Here is an 18,317-nt window from a genome sequence, read left to right on the forward strand (position 1 = left end):
CCTTTTCCATTTTATTCAATTATAAATTTTGTTAACATTAAAAAATCATTTCAGACGAAGAATATTTTATCCAGGCTACAAAATGATTGAATTAATGGTTTAATTATTGTACTAACGTTTAAAAGTATAATTATGGATAATTCAGAAAACATCGACAGAATGACCACATTAAGCCAGGTAATGAAGACCTTGTCAGAAAGAGGTATACAAAGGGAATTCAGAATGAACGAATCGAGCGAGATGAAGTTTGAAAATTCAGAAAAAAAATACCAGCCGTCTGATCTCACCATCTTAAAAACTTACCGTTTTGAAGGAGATAGTGCTCCTGATGACAATGCAGTTTTATATGTAGTTAAAGATACAGCAGGAAATATCGGAATGATCATAGATTCTTATGGTGCCGACAGCAATTATCCCGGAGAAAAATTTGATGAATTCTTAAGAGACATTCCGGTTCAGGAAAGTGACGAATTCAACTTCTAAAATAAATTGATCAAGCCCGGAATTATTCTTTTTCGGGCTTTTCCTTTTTCTTAAAAACATTTTTCAGAAATCCTTTTTTCTTTTCTTCTTCAGCCTGAGGAGAATCTTCTTTTTTTAGTTCTTCCTTATGATCACTTGATACGGTTTGTTTTATATCCTTAATACTTGTTTTAACATCATTCACTGCCGCAACTGTCTTTTTAACTGCTTTTTTAGCTTTATCCGTATTAACTCCTATCAGCGTTTTCTTCAGCCCTTCCTGAATCCCTTTCCAGAATAAATTAAAAAAGGATTTGGTAGGATCCCGTTCTACTTTTTCCACTGTTACAGATTCCGGAAACTGCCCAGAATTTGATTTGATAAACAAATTCGCTACCGCAGTTAAAAACCCTTTCTTTTCCTTATTCTCTTTATTTAAGATGGCAATTTTCAGATCTTTATGCTTCAGGTTAAAAGTTCCGCCAAGTCCTGCAGGATTTCCTTTAAAATTGAAAAGCATCTCCTGTATGGTTCCTGTAGCTGTTATATGAAGATATGGCCGGATAAAAGGATTGATTCCCTGCGCAGGAAGATTAACAGCCTTTCCTGAAATTGTAAAATCATCATGCTGATTGGCGACATCAAAATTCCAGTTAACTCCCAAAGGAGCAAGGTTCATGAATGAGCAGTCTATTTTAATATGCACCTGGGTAGGTTTTCCTTTCAACTTTGCTGAATTAAGGTTTTTGACATTCATATTAAAGTTACTGAATGTCAGTTTTCCAGGTCCTGAACTTTCAGGCGTATCTTCTTCATACACCAAAACAGAATTCTTTAAGTCCAGATTATTAATATACATTGGTATTTTTATAGACCGAAGCATCCTTGAATACAAAGGTTTTTCTTTTGGATCGTCTGCAGGAATCTTGCTCCTGAAAATATTGGCATCAGCAGATTGAATGACAACATGGGAAGCATTAATAAATTTATTGCCGGAAAATAAATCCCAATTCCCTTCCGCGGTAATCTGACCCGCTTTCAGATCATACAAATCTCTTTCAACAGGAATCATTTTAATAAATTGCGCTCTTGATACAAGAGGCTTCATGACAAAATTACTGATCTGAACTTTGTTTTTACTGACATTCAAAGAAGCAACACTCATGTTATAAAACTTCGTCCTGTAAGCAAAGTTCTTTGTTGTAAGCCCATAATCTTTTACCGTTAATCCAATGCCTTCATTATTTGCTTTAGGCTTAAGTTCTATTCCATTTATTGTAGCATTCAGATCATTAAAACTTAACGGCTGATTTCCTTTCTCATAAATGATATTTGAGTTTTTTACAATTACCTTTCTTACGATGACAGGAAACTGAATTCCCTTTATTTCAGATTTCTGCTTTTGAGCGACTTCACGGGTTTTTATTGTACCATGCACTCCATTCACCAGGATATCTTTAATATCGAGATTAAGTTTTTTATCGATAAATTCCCATTTGTTGATATTAAAAGCAACATGGTTCGCCTTAAGATCCATTGATGTTTTTGAATCTGTTGGTAATGCAGTAATATCTCTTATCTCTCCACTCTTTGGGTTTAGTGCAATGCTGCTAACCTTAATATTCTGCTTGCCCGCATAATAAATATTTCTGCCGGAAAAGTTAAAATTTTTATACCCTACAGGAATAATATTCTCAGCAGACTCTTTATTAAATACAAACTTATTGATATTAAGGTTCAAACTTTGAGCAGACAAAAGTTTATTACCATCCGGTTTAATAATCCGTACTTCACCGTTTCTCAATACAACATCTTCGAGGTTCACTTCAAAACTGAAAGGTTTACCTTTTTTTGGGGCCGGAGCTCCGGTATCATATACTAGCAATATCGGATCAAGGAGGCTTGCATTAGCAAGAGAAATATTATTTTTCTTTAAAACAACATCCTTAAATTCCATTCTCTGAATGTTGAACTGGAATAATTTATTTTTCTGGGGATAAAATCTTTTGAACTGATTGATAGTCAATAACGGCAACAGCTTAAAATCTTCTACCCGCATTTGCCCGTTTGTGGTTGTTATTTTGTTGATTTTTATGGCATAAATATTATCCGGGCGAAAGAAAAAATCTTTTCCTTTGATATCATACCGATCAAACACCACGGGTAATTTGTCTTCTACAGACTCCTCAGTCATCTGAAGGTTTTCGACAAATAAATTAAACTCCTTAACTCCTACAAACTTTTGTTTTGTGTGTCTGAATACGTTAATGTTCCCGTTGTTGATCCGTATATTCTCAAACAACACCGGGTTACGCTTCTTTCCTGTCTTTTTATCTATGGGCTTAGCAAGCGTAATATTCAGATTGGGTTTCACCAACGAAAGATCCTTTGAACTGATCTTCTTATTAAATAAGGCATCATAAATCCCGAATCTACTGATCTTCAAGGTATCTATTGTCCCTTGCAGACCTATCACATCCGTATTTTGTGGGTTTTTACTATTAACTGTTATTCCTTGGGCCAGGATATTTCCACTTCCCAAATCCACATCGAGCTTCTTGTAGGAAACCTTATAATCTGTATTGTTCTTGATATATTTAGGAAGCTGGGTTTTAAGCCAGATATTTAATCCGAGGTTAGCCAGCAAAAAAATGACAGCTAATACTCCCAGGCTAATCAATAGCTTTTTAACCCATTTTTTCATATTTGCGATTTCAGGTAATTATATCTAAATATAACATTAATTTTTTACACTCAACTCTATTACATACCCTTCATGTCCTCTTACATTTATAAAATCTCCTCCCTGGAATCCTAAGTACTGTCCTTTTATCCCGGTTAACTTTCCCGTAAATTCAGGCTTTTTATCCAGCGTAAATGAGCTGACTTTTTCCGGCTTGTCAAAAGGGTAATCAAATTTCCAAAGTTCTTCTCCTTCACTGTAAAATTTCTGAAAGTCATCAGGAAAATACTGTTTTATTTTCTGCTGAAAATCCGCCAGATCCAGCTCTCCTTCAAAATCATCCTGAAGCATTTTCTTCCAGTTGGTTTTATCCGGTAAATGATTTTTTAATGCAACTTCTATCATTCCCGCTTCATAGCGGTTTTCTGTCCTGGCAATAGGTAAAGCAAAAGTTGCGCCCTGATCGATCCATCTTGTTGGGATCTGGGTATTTCGTGTCACTCCTACTTTCACATCTCCTGTATAGGCTAAATATACGGTATGCGGTTGCAGCTGGATTTCTTTTTCTATTTCCAGGTCACGCTCTGCTACTCCCAAATGAGCGGTTGAAAGTTCGGGACGGATAATAGTGTCACTTGCATATGGGCTTTCAAAAAAGCAGCTTTTACAGAAACCCATTCTGTATATGGGTTTATTTTCTCCACAGTTTACACACTGAAACCCTGTATGTCTTATGGTCAGCTCTTTTCCGAACAATTCATTCATGTGAATGAGGTCCCCGGAAAGATTAAGATAGTACTGAATCGGCTGATCATCATAGCTCGTCATTTTTAAAATTTGCCCTTGAAACTGCATATTAACTTTATATTACTTTTTTAAGTAAATTTAATGATTATATTTTCAAGTAGTAAATTTTATATTTTTGTGCTAATAAAAAAACACGAATGAGGTATCTTATAACTGGAGGAAGTGGATTTATCGGTTCTCATTTGATAGAATCCCTGTTGAAAAATGGACATTCTGTCATAAACGTAGACAACTTTGATAATTTTTATAATTATCAGATAAAAATTAAAAATACATTAGAATCTGTAGGTAAAACTTTGGATTTTGATTTTTCAGATAAGGAAAGTGATATTAAAAATTTAATTATCACCACTCAGTCAGATAATTACACGTTATATTTCCAGGATATCAGGCATAAAAATAAACTTGAAGAAATATTCCGCAATCATGAGATTGATATGGTTATTCACCTGGCTGCACTTGCCGGCGTGCGTCCTTCTATCGAAAAACCTCTTGAATATGAAGAAGTGAATGTAAAAGGAACAATGAATCTTTGGGAGCTGTGTAATGAGTTCAACATTAAAAAGTTCATTTGCGCCTCTTCTTCAAGTGTTTACGGAAACAACACTAAGATTCCTTTTTCCGAAACAGATAACGTAGACAATCCTATTTCCCCTTATGCTGCTACCAAAAAGTGCTGTGAGATCCTCGGACATGTTTACCATCATCTTTATGATATCGATATGATACAACTTCGGTTTTTTACGGTGTATGGTCCCAGACAAAGACCCGATTTGGCGATACATAAGTTCACCCGATTAATTTCTGAAAACCAGGAAATTCCCTATTATGGAGATGGAAATACAGCGAGAGACTATACATATATCGATGATATTATCGATGGTATTATTAAATCGATCGATTATCTGGAAAAAAACACCAAAATATACGAGATCATCAACCTGGGAGAAAGTGAAGTCATCTGTTTATCGGATATGCTTTCCGCCATAGAAAAAGCACTTGGTAAAACGGCGTCAAAGAAAATGCTGCCGATGCAACCGGGAGATGTCATAAAAACCAATGCAGATATCACAAAAGCCCGGACATTAATTGGCTACAAACCAGCCACAGACTTCCAAAATGGCATAAAAAAATTTATGGAATGGTTTTTGAGAAAATGACAACAAGTAAGTTGCAGGCATCCTTATATTAAGGGAATAACGCCTGTAGTGAACAAAAGTTAATAAAAAGAATTGAAAATCAGGTATAAAAAAGTTTATTATATAACCTATTTTTATACTTTTGCAAAAAAAATAGAAAAATTATGTACTGGACATTAGAATTAGCTTCGTATTTAAGTGACGCACCTTGGCCAATGACAAAAGCAGAGCTTATTGATTATGCAATCAGAACTGGTGCCCCAATGGAAGTAGTGGAAAACCTTCAGGCTATTGAAGATGAAGGAGAAATTTATGACGCCATTGATGAGATCTGGAGTGATTATCCTACTGATGAGGATTACCTTTGGAATGAAGACGAATATTAAACTGTAAAAGGCTTTAAGCTCTGTGTTTAAAGCTTTTTTAGATATATCATAAGCACCCGCTAAGGTGTAATAATTAAAATGCTCAAGGCTTAAGTTTTGAGCCTAAATCAAAATTTTATGAGTTTTTTAAATAAAGTTCTTAAGGGGTTTTTGGGAGACAAGAAAGCGCAGGACCTAAAAGAAGTAAAAAAAGTTGTAACAAAAATCAAAGCTGTTGAACCTACCATTCAGCAATTGAGTGATGATGGTTTAAGAGAAAAAACTGCTGAGTTTAAAGATAAGATCAAATCAGCAACAAGTACCATTACAGCGCAAATAGAACAAATAAAAGAGCAGATAAAAAACTCAACGAATGTTGATGAAAAAGAAGCTCTTTTCTCAAAAATTGAATCTCTTAAAAAAGAATCATACGAAATTGAAGAAAAAGTTCTTAGCCAGATTCTTCCTGAAGCTTTTGCATTGATAAAAGAGACAGCAAGAAGATGGGCAGAGAACGGAGAGATCCGCGTAACAGCAACTGCGACAGACAGAGAACTTGCAGCAACTAAAGATTTCGTAGAAATTCAGGGAGATACAGCCGTTTGGAAAAACTCTTGGGATGCAGCCGGAACTCCTGTAGTTTGGGATATGGTCCATTATGATGTTCAGTTTATCGGAGGGGTTATTCTTCACAGCGGTAAAATTGCCGAAATGGCAACCGGTGAAGGTAAAACCCTGGTAGGAACATTACCTATTTATTTAAATGCTCTTCCGGAAAGAGGAGTTCACGTAGTTACCGTAAACGACTACCTTGCTAAAAGGGACTCCGCATGGATGGGACCTCTTTATCAGTTCCATGGAATGTCCATCGACTGTATCGATAACCACCAGCCGAATTCAGACGGAAGAAGAAAAGCCTATAACTCGGATATCACTTACGGAACCAATAACGAATTCGGTTTTGATTACCTGAGAGATAACATGGTGACTTCACCTTCAGAACTGGTACAAAGAGAATTGAACTTTGCCATCGTGGATGAGGTAGATTCCGTATTGGTAGATGACGCAAGAACACCTTTGATTATTTCAGGTCCTGTACCTCAGGGAGACAGACAGGAATTTGATGTATTAAAACCTTCTATCGACAGAATTGTAGAGGTACAGAAAAAAACTGTTTCAACAATTTTCAATGAAGCAAAAAAATTAATTGCTGCAGGAAATACGAAAGAAGGAGGTTTTAAATTGCTTCAGGCCTACAGAGGTCTTCCGAAAAACAGACAATTGATTAAATTTTTATCGGAAAGCGGTAACCGGGCGTTGCTTCAAAAAGTTGAGGGGCAATACATGCAGGATAACAACCGTGATATGCCGATCGTAGATAAAGATCTGTATTTTGTAATTGAAGAAAAAAACAATCAGGTAGATCTTACAGATAAAGGGGTAGAGTATATGTCACAAGGAAACTCAGATCCTAACTTCTTTGTTCTTCCTGATATCGGAACTGAAATTGCAGAACTGGAGGCTAAAAATTTATCTAAAGAAGAAGAATTTGAGGCTAAAGAAAAATTATTCTCTGATTTCGCTGAAAAATCCGAGCGTGTTCACACGATGAGCCAATTATTAAAAGCATACACATTGTTCGAAAAAGATGATGAATATGTAGTAATTGATGGTGAAGTTAAAATCGTTGATGAGCAAACAGGACGTATCATGGAAGGACGTCGTTATTCAGATGGTCTTCACCAGGCAATCGAAGCGAAAGAAAATGTAAAAATTGAGGCTGCTACCCAAACTTTTGCGACGATAACGCTTCAGAACTATTTCCGTATGTACAATAAGCTTGCGGGGATGACCGGTACAGCAGAAACGGAAGCGGGTGAGCTTTGGGAAATCTACAAATTAGATGTTGTGGTTATCCCTACCAACCGTCCTATCTTAAGACATGACAGACAGGATCTGGTATATAAAACCAACAGAGAAAAATACAACGCAGTTATTGAAGAAGTGGAAAGCCTAACAGCAGCAGGAAGACCTGTTCTGGTTGGTACAACTTCTGTTGAAATATCTCAATTACTTTCCAAAGCACTTCAGCTAAGAAAGATCCCACACCAGGTATTGAACGCAAAACTTCACAAGAAGGAAGCGGAAATTGTAGCTGGAGCAGGACAGCCGGGAGTGGTAACCATTGCAACCAACATGGCAGGTCGTGGTACGGATATTAAACTTTCCAAAGAAGTAAAAGAAGCAGGAGGTTTAGCAATTATCGGTACCGAAAGACACGATTCAAGACGTGTTGACAGACAGCTAAGAGGTAGAGCAGGACGTCAGGGTGACCCTGGTAGCTCCCAGTTCTATGTATCTCTTGAAGATAATCTGATGCGTTTGTTCGGATCTGAAAGAATTGCCAAGATGATGGACAGAATGGGTCATAAAGAAGGAGAAGTGATTCAGCATTCTATGATCAGCAAGTCTATTGAAAGAGCTCAGAAAAAAGTAGAGGAAAATAACTTCGGAATCAGAAAGAGACTTCTTGAGTATGATGATGTAATGAATAAGCAGCGTGACGTAATCTATAAAAGAAGAAAGAACGCATTATTCGGAGATCACCTGAAGTATGACATTACCAATATGATCTTTGACGTTGCCAATTCTATTGCAGCCAAAGGTAAAGCTAATGGCAGTTTCAAAGATTTTGAATTTGAAGTCATCAAACATTTCACAATGGGTTCTCCTGTTTCTGAAAGTGATTTCGGTAACAAATCTGTTCAGGATCTTACGAATATCCTTTTCAAAGCAGCACAGGAAGATTATCAGATGAAGTTGAATCTGTTGAAGGAGAAATCATTCCCTATCATTGAAAATGTATACCAAAATCAGGGTTCAATGTTCAAAATGATTCAGGTTCCTTTCTCAGATGGACATAAGACGCTTACAATTGTTACGGATCTTAAAGATGCTTTTGAAAGCCAGTGTGATACGCTGATCAACGATTTCGAGAAAAATATTACGTTATCAATCATCGATGAAAACTGGAAACTTCACTTACGTGAAATGGATGACTTAAGAAGATCTTCACAAGGAGCTGTTTATGAACAAAAAGATCCGCTTGTAATTTATAAACAAGAATCTTTCCACCTGTTCAGTGAAATGGTAGACAAAATGAATAAAGAAATTATTTCTTTCTTGTACAAAGGAGAAATCCCAGCATAAGAAATAATTAATACATACGAAAAACCGCAACAAGTAAACTTGTTGCGGTTTTTTTTGCTCAAAATAAATAATTCATACAATTAAAAGCTACTATCTGGGAAAAACATCGTCCCATCCGAACTAAAAAGTTAAAAAGGCTTTTTTATTATCTTCTAAATAAGATTTACGTGATAAATATCAATATTATGATTTATTTAGAATAATTAAAAACAATATATTTGCAAAAAAAATTGCTTTCATGAAAAATGTACTGATTGGTGTTTCAATGCTGGGCTCAATGTTAACTTTTGCACAAAAAAAAGACACGGCAGATACCAAAACCAAAAGTATTGATGAAGTCATCATTAGTACTTATATCAAAAAAGACAGTGACTATTCTAATAAAATGCCGTTAAAAGCTATAGAAGATCCACAGGTATATTCTTCAATTGATAAAGGTGTTCTGGAAAATCAATTATTATTTACCGTGGATGATGCATTCAGAAATGTCGCAGGTGCCCAAAAAATGTGGAGTGCTACCAACAGAGCCGGTGATGGCGGAATCTATCTTAACTTAAGGGGCTTTGTAGCCGGAAACTCTATCAGAAATGGAATGGTCGCTCCGATCACCACATCTATGGATGCTATTAATGTAGAAAGAATAGAGGTATTAAAAGGACCTTCTGCTACCCTCTTCGGGAGTAATGTAACTTCATATGGGGGAGTAGTAAACAGAATTACAAAAAAGCCTTTTGAAGAATTTGCAGGAGCAGTTTCTCTGGCTGGCGGAAGTTATAACTACTACCGGGTACAAGCCGATGTAAATACACCACTTACCAACGATAAAAAACTGCTATTCAGATTAAATACAGCTTATACCAATCAGGGAACTTTTCAAAGACCAAATGCAAAAAACTCCTTTTATGCATTTACTCCTTCCCTTACCTATCGCCCTACAGACAAACTAGAGATCAATGCAGAATTGGAAATGTTTGAGACTAATGCGTATCCTGAAACCGCTTTCTTTTTTTATTTTCCAAGTTCACAACTGGGAGCTGACAGCATGGATAAAATGGAAAAGCTAGGATATGATTACAAGCAAACATACACAGGGAACGATCTTAAAACAACAGCAAAAGCCAGAAATTTTTTCGGGCAGGTAAATTATAAGATCAATGATTTTATCAAATCCTCTACCAATGTAAGTACTTCCTATTCTTATTCTGACGGGTTCAATCCTTATTTCTACTTTGCTCCCAACCCCAATAATGGTTCAGAAATAGGAATTACTAGAGCCGATCAGTCTACCAAAGACAGTAAAAGAACATATTTCCAACTTCAGCAGAATTTCAATGCTGATTTTAAAATCGGAAGCGTAAGAAACAGAACCGTAGCCGGTTTTGATTATATGAGGATAAATGATAACCAATTCTTTATGTTCACAAATTTTGATTGGGTCCCATTTGGAGGAAATTATTCCAACATGAATGGTCAAACACTGAGCGAAATATATGCAAACCTTCAAAGTACGCAAGATTTTGAAAAAAACAATACCTATAAAAGTGCCGGTAAAAAAGATATCTACAGCGGCTATATTTCTAATGTAATTACTCCATTGCCCGGGTTAAACATCTTAACTTCATTAAGATATGAAAGTGTTGCTTATAAAGGTGGTATTATAGGACCAAACATTGCTTCTTCCTACAATCAGGGAGCATGGTCTCCAAAATTCGGAGTTGTCTATCAGATACTTCCGGACAAGTTCTCCGTTTTTGGAAACTATCAAAATAGTTTTTCAAGTAATGGTTATTATACCTCAGATAAAGCAGGAAACATCAACCTAGCTACTCCTGAAAGAGCCAATCAATTTGAAGGAGGAATCAAAACGAATCTTATAAAAGGAAGAGTTACTACTACTTTAAGTTATTATAATATCAAAGTAAAGAACACCCTTCTTAATACAGGTGAAATGACAGGAACCGGGCAGGCTGTACAAAACCAGGCCGGATCATTAACAAGTCAGGGTGTCGAATTAGAAGCCAATGCTTACCTGATCAAAGGTTTCTCTGTAATCGCCGGAGTAAGCTACAATGATATGAAATACACTGAAGCAGACAATACGGTTATAGGAAGAAGGCCGTCAACGGCATCATCTCCATGGTTGGTTAATTTTAATGCAAGCTATCAGTTCTTAGATGGAGGTTTAAAAGGACTGGGCTTTGGTGTAGGAGGTAATTACGCGAGTGATAATAAAATCGTAAACTCTACTACTATGGGAACATTTATACTTCCGAAATATCTGGTATTAAATGCCAATGCATTTTACGATACAAAGAAATTCAGAATAGGAGTTAAGGTAGACAATTTTACAAATGAGCATTACTGGAATGGATATACGACTGCAAACGCCCAGCCTATAGCAAATATTCTGGGAAGTATTACTTATAAATTTTAATATCACTTTTACCTCAAAAGAAGCAAATTCTTCTATTTAAATTATAATTAGCATTACAATAAAAGCCATTTCATTTAGTATGAAATGGCTTTTATTATTCTTCAAATAACATTTTTATGATAAATATCAATACTCTAATTTATTTAGAATAATTAAAAACAATATATTTGCAAAAATTTTTAGTTAACAAATTATAATCTACAGTTAGATCATAATCAATCAAGGCGCTGAAATATCAAGCCGGTATGTTCAAAAAGAACAACGGTGTTATCATCAATCGTCTGACTTATAAATTTTAACAAAATAATTCAACACACATAAGGATCTTATAAACAATGAAAAGAGTAATAATAGGAGCTGCTTTATTATCAACTGTGATGGTATTTGCTCAGGAAAAAAAAGATACGATTAAATCAAACGATATTGAAGAGGTTGTAGTAAGCGGTAAGTACTATAAAAAATATGTAGAAAAAGAAGGTTCTTCTTCAATGCGTTTAGATGAAGCGCTTATCAAAATTCCTCAAAACATTTCTATTATTACGAACAGGGCTTTAGAAGATCAGCAGGTAACCACATTAAGCGATGGTGTATTACGAAATGTTGCCGGAGCACAAAGGTTAGAACACTGGGGAGATATGTATACCAGAGTTAACATGAGGGGTTCAAGAGCAGCTGCCTTTATGAATGGGGTAAATGTCACTTCAAACTGGGGACCTTTGAGTGAGGACATGAGCTTTGTAGATCATATTGAGTTCATCAAAGGCCCTTCCGGTTTCCTGATGTCAAATGGTGAACCAAGCGGTATTTATAATATCGTTACCAAAAAGCCTACCGGACAATCATTGAACGGGAGTGCCAGAGTAACACTTGGAAGCTTTAATATGTACAGAGGAGAGACCGATATTGATACGAAAATTACCGATAAAGTAGCGTTCCGATTGAATTTAATGGCTCAGAATAAGAACAGTTTCAGAGACTATGAATTTAATGACAGGTACATTATTAATCCCTCATTAAAAGTTAATCTTTCTGATAAAACTACATTAACAGCAGAATATATTTATCAGAAGGCTAAAATGTCTGAAGTTGGTTCCGCTTATGTTTTCTCTTTTGAAGGTTATAGAGCGAAGCCAGTTGGATATACCGTGACTGATCCAAGCATTGACCCTACAAAAGTAGATAACAATACCGTAAATATTAACTTACAGCATAAGTTCAATAATAACTGGAAATTAACTTCTCAGCTAACTTATGTAAACGAATATACTATGGGTAGTGACATTTGGCCAAGTAATTTCGAAAATGGATACATGATCCGTCGTGTAAACTATTGGGAAGCTGATAACACAATGAAATTCGGACAGGTGTTTTTAAACGGTTACGTTAAAACAGGATCTGTTTCTCACAAAATTTTAGCAGGTCTTGACTTAGGAAGTAAAAAATATATAGCAGACTGGTCTCAGGGATATAATCTGGATAAGTACAATGCTAACGGAGATTTTGATCCTGATAAAAATTCAGTCGCTGATCACAATTATTGGTACAATACCAATACTGGTAATTATGATATCAATGGAATAAATACATATTCCGGACCCAATAATACCGAGAATTATAAACCATTTGATAAAAGTAGGCCCCTTTCAACCAGAGCAGGTGCAGGAAGTACTATAGATCAAAATTATACTGGTTTGTATTTACAGGATGAATTAGGTTTTTTTAATGATGCTTTAAGATTAACTCTTGCTGCCCGTTATACTACTGTAAAAGAAATCAATTACGGAACAAAGTCTGAAGCTAATAGAATTACCCCTCGTATTGGATTGAGTTATTCTATTAATGAAGGCATGTCTGCATATGCTTTATATGATCAAACTTTTGTTCCCCAAGCCGGATTATTCAGAGATGGTACAACAGCTACTCCTCTAACAGGAAGCAATATGGAAGTAGGAGTAAAAAAAGATTGGTTTGCAGGAAAATGGAACACTACTTTATCATTATACAATATCAATAAAAATAATGAAATCACAGGAGATCCTGATCAAACCGACAATCCAAATGGAAGATATTCCATCCTTCTTGGAAAGACGAGAGTACAGGGAGTTGAATTTGACCTTAAAGGAGAGATTGTAAGAGGATTCAATGCTATTTTCAACTATGCATTCACTGAAAATAAATTTACAGAAACCACGGCCAAAGCAAATAAAGGAGATAAAGTACCGGGGTTTGCAAAACACACAGCTAACGGATGGCTAAATTATACATTTACAGATGGTATCCTGGAAGGCTTCGGGCTAAGCTTTGGGGGTACTTATCTTGCGGGAAGAAGCAGCTGGAATTGGGGAAGTTCAAACACCTTACAGATGGGAGATTATGTAAAATTTGATGCTGGGGCTTCTTGGGAAAACACGAAGTTCAGAGTAGGTCTAAATGTATTCAATGTATTTAACAGATACCTTTATTCTGGTTCACCATATGCAAATTATTACTATTATCAGGCAGATGCTCCGAGAAATTTCAGACTTTCAATAGGGTATAAATTTTAAAATAAATAAAAGTTAATCGGTTTTTTTCCGGTTAACTTTTTTCTATGCGTAAAAAACATCATCATAAGAAGAAACCATCCGCTACAAAAAAGTGGTCTGCCCAGCTGCATTTGTGGTTCGGCTTATCTGTGGGTTTGATCGTATTCATTGTTTCCCTTTCCGGAACCTTATATGTGTTTAAGGATGAAATCCAGAATATAATCCGAAAAGATGCTATAGAACTCAAAAGAGAAACCATCCGGGAACAACCTTTACCAATTGGTCTTCTCCGTGAAAAAGTAACATTGGAACTTAATGAAAAATATCCTTTGAGTTCTGTTGAGATCCCAATTGATAAAGGAAAATCTTATGGATTTTTATACTATAAAAAAGGGAAAAAGGGATGGAATTATTTTCAGGAAGTATTGATCAATAAGCAGGTTTTTGTTAACCAATATACCGGTGAAATCCTGGCTGTTTATGATGAAAAATATGATGTCTTTACCATTTTAAAATATATTCACTGGAGTCTTCTTCTGAAATCGGATTGGGGAAAATATGTGGTGGGAATTCCGGTGGTTCTTTTTATTGTAATGCTGATCACAGGAATTGTATTATGGTGGCCTCAAAATAAAAAAGCAAGAAAAGGGCGCTTCTGGTTTAACTGGAAAAATGTAAAAACCTGGAAACGGAAAAACTATGACCTCCACAATGTTCTGGGGTTTTATTCCTCGTTTATTGCTTTACTTATGGCGATTACCGGTATTTACTTTACCTACCCCTACGTTAAAAATGCCTTCAATTTCACTTTATCCGGATCATTTGAACTTCCAAAAGAAAAGCAACCCACGTCTCCGGATTCGCTACTGGCAAAAAACAATAGAGTTTTTGATCTGGCAGCCAATGAAACGAGAAAAATATATGCGTCTTCTTCAAGTTTCAGAATTCCTCTGAACGGAAAGAATAAAAAAGGAAAAGAACTGAAGAACATTCCTGTAACCATTTATCAGCAGGACGGAAGGTACAGCGAAAGAAATGTTCTGATATTCGATAAGTACTCCGGAAAACTATTGGCAAACCGACCTCATCAGAATTTATCTGCTGCAGAGAAATATTCCAATGCCAACTATGACATCCATACAGGTTCTTATTTCGGCCTGGCGGGAAAGATCATTTGGTTTATTGCAGGGCTTATCTGCACATCATTACCTGTCACCGGATTTCTGGTATGGTGGGGAAAAAGAAAGAAACAAGGGAAAAAAATATAATGAAAAAAGCTTTTTTATCAGTAGCATGTCTGGGAACAGTGACTGCTTTTGCACAAGTTAAAGATACACTACAAACCAGGAATGTTGAAGAAGTTGTACTTACGGCTTCAAGAAAAAAAGAAAATATCAAGGAAGTTCCTAGCTCTATTACCATTGTCGGGGAAAAGCAGGTACAATCTCAATTGACGGTTAATTCGGATATTACCAGTATCCTTCAATATACTGTTCCGAGTTTGGGACCAAGTTCGGGACAAACTTCCAATTCAGGACAAACCCTCCGGGGCCGCCAGGTATTGGTACTTATTGACGGGGTTCCCCAGTCCACTCCACTTAGAAACGGAGCAAGGGATATAAGATCTATTGATCCGTCGGTTATTGAAAGGATCGAGGTTATTAAAGGTGCTTCGTCCATATATGGAAACGGAGCAGACGGAGGTATCATTAATTATATTACCAAAAGAAGCAGAGCGGATCAAAAGATTTCAGGTCTATCACAGATCGGACTTACAGGTCAGCCTTATGGTGGGACGTTAGGATTCAGGGCAAGCCAGCTTTTATCCGGAAAGATCACGGACAAATTTGATTATGTGGCCTCATTGGCCTACGAAAGAACGGGATACCTGAAGGATGCTGACGGTGTAAACCTCAGCCCTACCTACAGTACGGCAAAAATGGACAATTACAACGGAATGCTGAAACTGGGATATAACCTTACCCCTAATCAAAGAATTGAGGCTTCATATTTAGGATATGCTTCGAAATCAGATCTGGATTTAGGATTAAAAACCGGAAAATACGGAGTTACTCCAACAATCGGTGAAGGAAGGGGGAAAAATCTTGAAACTACTCCACAGGGGACACCAAGAAACCATAACTATAAATTAAGCTACGATAATAAAAACCTGTTTGATGGGACATCATTGAATGTAAACCTTTATTATCAGGACTTCAGAACAGTGTACGGATACAGTGATACATTCCTGAACGGTGGGCAATCCAATGTTATTTCCAAGAAAAAAGGTGCCCGTATTAATCTTGATACTCAATTGTGGAATACGAAAAACTCCCAGGCAGAAGTTATTTACGGAGTCGATATACTTAATGATCAAACCGTACAGAAGCTTGAAGATGGCCGTTACTGGACTCCGGACATGGACATGACCAACATTGCTCCTTTTGCACTTATTAAAATAGATCTCTTAAAAAAGCTTACCATTAAAGGAGGTGTCCGTTATGAGAATATAAAAGTTAAGGTAGGTGATTTCAATACTCTCTCATCCATTAAAAACGACGGCACATTCACAAAAAGTATTTTTGTTACCGGCGGAGACTTAAAGTACAACGCCTTTGTAGGGAACATTGGGGTGCGTTATAATATTGAAGATTATATCAATTTATTCGGAAGCTTTTCACAAGCCTATTCCATTAATGAACTGGGCAGGATCCTCAGGACATCTACGGAAGGAACTATACAAAACCTCGAAACCAAACCTATTATTGTTAACAATTATGAATTGGGAGCCACAGGTCAGATTTCCAAATGGATCAATTACGAAATTACATCTTATGTAAGTACTTCAAAATTAGGAGCTTCATTTGTTCAGAGCCCGGACCGTGCTTTAACCATTCAAAGGTCTCCCGAAGTGGTATATGGAGTAGAAGGATTTTTACATTTCACGCCTACCCGATGGATTAATTTCGGTGGAAGCTACAGCTGGATGGAAGGCATTACTTCTATAAAAAATGACGGGGATTATTCTGCAAAAATCAACAACAGCAGAATTTCTGCTCCGAAGGTCCTGGCTTATGTTCAGGTAAGGCCTGTGAAGGCATTATCTTTAGGACTTGATATGCTTCACGCCTTTAAACAGGACAGGTTCGAGCCTAATACAAAAACAGGATTATATGCTTACGGTGAAGGTCGGGTTCCGGATTACACTGTTTTCAATTTTAAGTCCAGCTATGAAGTCAATAATAACTGGAAAGTTTCTTTAGGAATAGAAAACCTTTTCAATAAACTCTACCAACCTTCTATCGCATGGTGGTCTGCAAGAGATAGTGACTTCATCAATTCTTTAGGAATGAGAGGAACTTTCATGATCGAATATAAATTTTAATTAATCTAAATAAAAGTTAAGTGTTATCTTTGCACGACTTTCTGTTACGATATGAAGAAGAAACATCACCATAAAAAAAAGCCCGGATTTTTTAAAAAGTGGTCTGCTAAACTGCATTTGTGGTTTGGGCTGGGAATCGGTTTTTTAATTTTCATTATTTCCATCACCGGAGCATTATATGTTTTTAAGGATGAGATTGAAAACGTTACCCGAAAAGATGTTATCTATCATAACGAGCAAAATATAGATCAAAAACAGATCCTGCCGATCAGGGTGCTGGAAAAATCAGTTACTGAACAGGTAAAAGAGAAATATCCGGTTCACTGGGTTAACATTCCTGTTGATAAGAAGATGTCATACATTTTCTATTGGTACGAACACAACACCGATGCCTGGAATTACTTTGACGAATATCCTGTCTATAAAGCGGCCTACGTAAATCCTTACACCGGAAAAGTTTTAAGAACGTATGACGAAAAAAACGGATTCTTCCAGATCGTAAAAATGATCCACTGGAGCTTTTTACTGAAACAGGACTGGGGAAAATACCTTGTTGGGATTCCCGTTATTATATTCGTCATCATGCTGATTACAGGGATCGTACTGTGGTGGCCTAAAAATAAAGCGGCGAGGAAACAACGTTTTTCTTTCAAATGGAAAAATATCAAAAGCTGGAAGAGAAAGAATTATGATCTTCACAATGTATTAGGTTTTTACGCCTCCGTTTTCGCTTTAATATTCTCTATTACAGGTTTATTTTATGCCTTCTTTTTTGTTCAGGCAGCAATCTATGTGATCTTTTCAGGAGGAAGTACTGTTTATCCTGATTTTTCCCATATCAAAACAAAGGCCCCGATTGAGCAGAGAACAGAAACCACACTCGATAAAATAAGCAATACTGTTAAAGAGAAATATCCGGATTCCTTTGGTTTTTCTATAGATCTCGGTCACGAACATATGGATGATCACGAGCATCCTAATTTTGAAGTATACGTAAAGCACCTATCCTATTCTTATCATAAAAGCAGCAGCTTAATTTTTGATGAAAACTCAGGTGAACTTCTTCACACTCACGATCCTAAAGACAAAAATTTCGGAGAAAAAGTAGTGGGAGCAAATTATGATATCCACGTCGGATCCATATTGGGGCTTCCTACAAAAATCATTGCCTTTGTTGTAAGTCTCATATGTGCCTCATTACCAGTGACTGGCTTCCTGGTATGGTGGGGAAGAAGAAAAAAGAAAACACCCAAAACGGCCTGAAAACTTTTTTTAATAAATTCTTCGTTAATAATCCATTAATACAA

11 protein-coding genes are annotated in these 18,317 nt (G+C 36.4%); 9 read left to right on the top strand and 2 right to left on the bottom strand.

Annotation, left to right across the window (positions count from 1 at the left end):
- The first annotated feature begins 132 nt into the window (after nucleotides 1-132).
- The gene (locus ACNFU2_RS13415; protein ID WP_273650177.1) at nucleotides 133-483 is read left to right on the top strand and encodes a hypothetical protein; all 351 of its coding nucleotides are present in this window, start codon (nucleotides 133-135) and stop codon (nucleotides 481-483) included.
- Nucleotides 484-505: 22 nt separating this feature from the next.
- On the opposite strand, the gene ACNFU2_RS13420 is transcribed toward ACNFU2_RS13415, so the two are convergent.
- Nucleotides 506-3,166: a hypothetical protein gene (locus ACNFU2_RS13420; protein WP_273650178.1), complete on the bottom strand. Its 2,661-nt coding sequence runs from the start codon at nucleotides 3,164-3,166 to the stop codon at nucleotides 506-508.
- A 36-nt stretch (nucleotides 3,167-3,202) separates the two neighbouring features.
- Nucleotides 3,203-4,000 carry a DUF2797 domain-containing protein gene (locus tag ACNFU2_RS13425; RefSeq protein ID WP_273650179.1) on the bottom strand — a complete coding sequence of 266 codons (798 nt, stop codon included), beginning with the start codon at nucleotides 3,998-4,000 and terminating at the stop codon, nucleotides 3,203-3,205.
- An 89-nt stretch (nucleotides 4,001-4,089) separates the two neighbouring features.
- On the opposite strand from ACNFU2_RS13425, the gene ACNFU2_RS13430 reads away from it, so the two are divergent.
- From ACNFU2_RS13430 to ACNFU2_RS13465, 8 genes are all read left to right on the top strand, one after another.
- Complete coding sequence (locus tag ACNFU2_RS13430) at nucleotides 4,090-5,112, top strand: GDP-mannose 4,6-dehydratase (RefSeq protein ID WP_273650180.1); 1,023 nt, start codon at nucleotides 4,090-4,092, stop codon at nucleotides 5,110-5,112.
- Between the two features lie 143 nt (nucleotides 5,113-5,255).
- On the top strand, nucleotides 5,256-5,477 hold the full coding sequence (locus tag ACNFU2_RS13435) for a DUF2795 domain-containing protein (RefSeq protein ID WP_027382805.1): 222 nt from the start codon (nucleotides 5,256-5,258) through the stop codon (nucleotides 5,475-5,477).
- Nucleotides 5,478-5,594: 117 nt separating this feature from the next.
- Nucleotides 5,595-8,666 (top strand): preprotein translocase subunit SecA, encoded by a 3,072-nt coding sequence (gene secA / locus ACNFU2_RS13440; protein WP_172281475.1) that lies wholly within the window; start codon nucleotides 5,595-5,597, stop codon nucleotides 8,664-8,666.
- A gap of 238 nt (nucleotides 8,667-8,904) precedes the next feature.
- Nucleotides 8,905-11,100 carry a TonB-dependent siderophore receptor gene (locus tag ACNFU2_RS13445; protein ID WP_273650181.1) on the top strand — a complete coding sequence of 732 codons (2,196 nt, stop codon included), beginning with the start codon at nucleotides 8,905-8,907 and terminating at the stop codon, nucleotides 11,098-11,100.
- 335 nt (nucleotides 11,101-11,435) lie between these two features.
- A complete protein-coding gene (locus ACNFU2_RS13450) occupies nucleotides 11,436-13,646 on the top strand; it encodes a TonB-dependent siderophore receptor (protein ID WP_306613111.1) in 2,211 nt (736 codons plus the stop codon).
- A gap of 44 nt (nucleotides 13,647-13,690) precedes the next feature.
- Nucleotides 13,691-14,893 carry a PepSY-associated TM helix domain-containing protein gene (locus tag ACNFU2_RS13455; protein WP_418122012.1) on the top strand — a complete coding sequence of 401 codons (1,203 nt, stop codon included), beginning with the start codon at nucleotides 13,691-13,693 and terminating at the stop codon, nucleotides 14,891-14,893.
- Nucleotides 14,893-17,010 carry a TonB-dependent receptor gene (locus ACNFU2_RS13460; protein WP_306613115.1) on the top strand — a complete coding sequence of 706 codons (2,118 nt, stop codon included), beginning with the start codon at nucleotides 14,893-14,895 and terminating at the stop codon, nucleotides 17,008-17,010. Before ACNFU2_RS13455 ends, ACNFU2_RS13460 begins: the two co-directional genes overlap by 1 nt.
- A 51-nt stretch (nucleotides 17,011-17,061) precedes the next feature.
- Nucleotides 17,062-18,273 carry a PepSY-associated TM helix domain-containing protein gene (locus ACNFU2_RS13465; protein WP_306613117.1) on the top strand — a complete coding sequence of 404 codons (1,212 nt, stop codon included), beginning with the start codon at nucleotides 17,062-17,064 and terminating at the stop codon, nucleotides 18,271-18,273.
- Nucleotides 18,274-18,317: the final 44 nt, after the last annotated feature.

The sequence above is a fragment of the Chryseobacterium sp. PTM-20240506 genome (genome assembly GCF_048296755.1).
GTDB classification, from domain to species: Bacteria; Bacteroidota; Bacteroidia; order Flavobacteriales; family Weeksellaceae; genus Chryseobacterium; species Chryseobacterium proteolyticum.

Coding starts and splice junctions, on each gene's coding strand:
- ACNFU2_RS13415 (WP_273650177.1), top strand. CDS start 133: ATGGATAATTCAGAAAACATCGACAGAATGACCACATTAAGCCAGGTA.
- ACNFU2_RS13420 (WP_273650178.1), bottom strand. CDS start 3,166: ATGAAAAAATGGGTTAAAAAGCTATTGATTAGCCTGGGAGTATTAGCT.
- ACNFU2_RS13425 (WP_273650179.1), bottom strand. CDS start 4,000: ATGCAGTTTCAAGGGCAAATTTTAAAAATGACGAGCTATGATGATCAG.
- ACNFU2_RS13430 (WP_273650180.1), top strand. CDS start 4,090: ATGAGGTATCTTATAACTGGAGGAAGTGGATTTATCGGTTCTCATTTG.
- ACNFU2_RS13435 (WP_027382805.1), top strand. CDS start 5,256: ATGTACTGGACATTAGAATTAGCTTCGTATTTAAGTGACGCACCTTGG.
- secA (WP_172281475.1), top strand. CDS start 5,595: ATGAGTTTTTTAAATAAAGTTCTTAAGGGGTTTTTGGGAGACAAGAAA.
- ACNFU2_RS13445 (WP_273650181.1), top strand. CDS start 8,905: ATGAAAAATGTACTGATTGGTGTTTCAATGCTGGGCTCAATGTTAACT.
- ACNFU2_RS13450 (WP_306613111.1), top strand. CDS start 11,436: ATGAAAAGAGTAATAATAGGAGCTGCTTTATTATCAACTGTGATGGTA.
- ACNFU2_RS13455 (WP_418122012.1), top strand. CDS start 13,691: ATGCGTAAAAAACATCATCATAAGAAGAAACCATCCGCTACAAAAAAG.
- ACNFU2_RS13460 (WP_306613115.1), top strand. CDS start 14,893: ATGAAAAAAGCTTTTTTATCAGTAGCATGTCTGGGAACAGTGACTGCT.
- ACNFU2_RS13465 (WP_306613117.1), top strand. CDS start 17,062: ATGAAGAAGAAACATCACCATAAAAAAAAGCCCGGATTTTTTAAAAAG.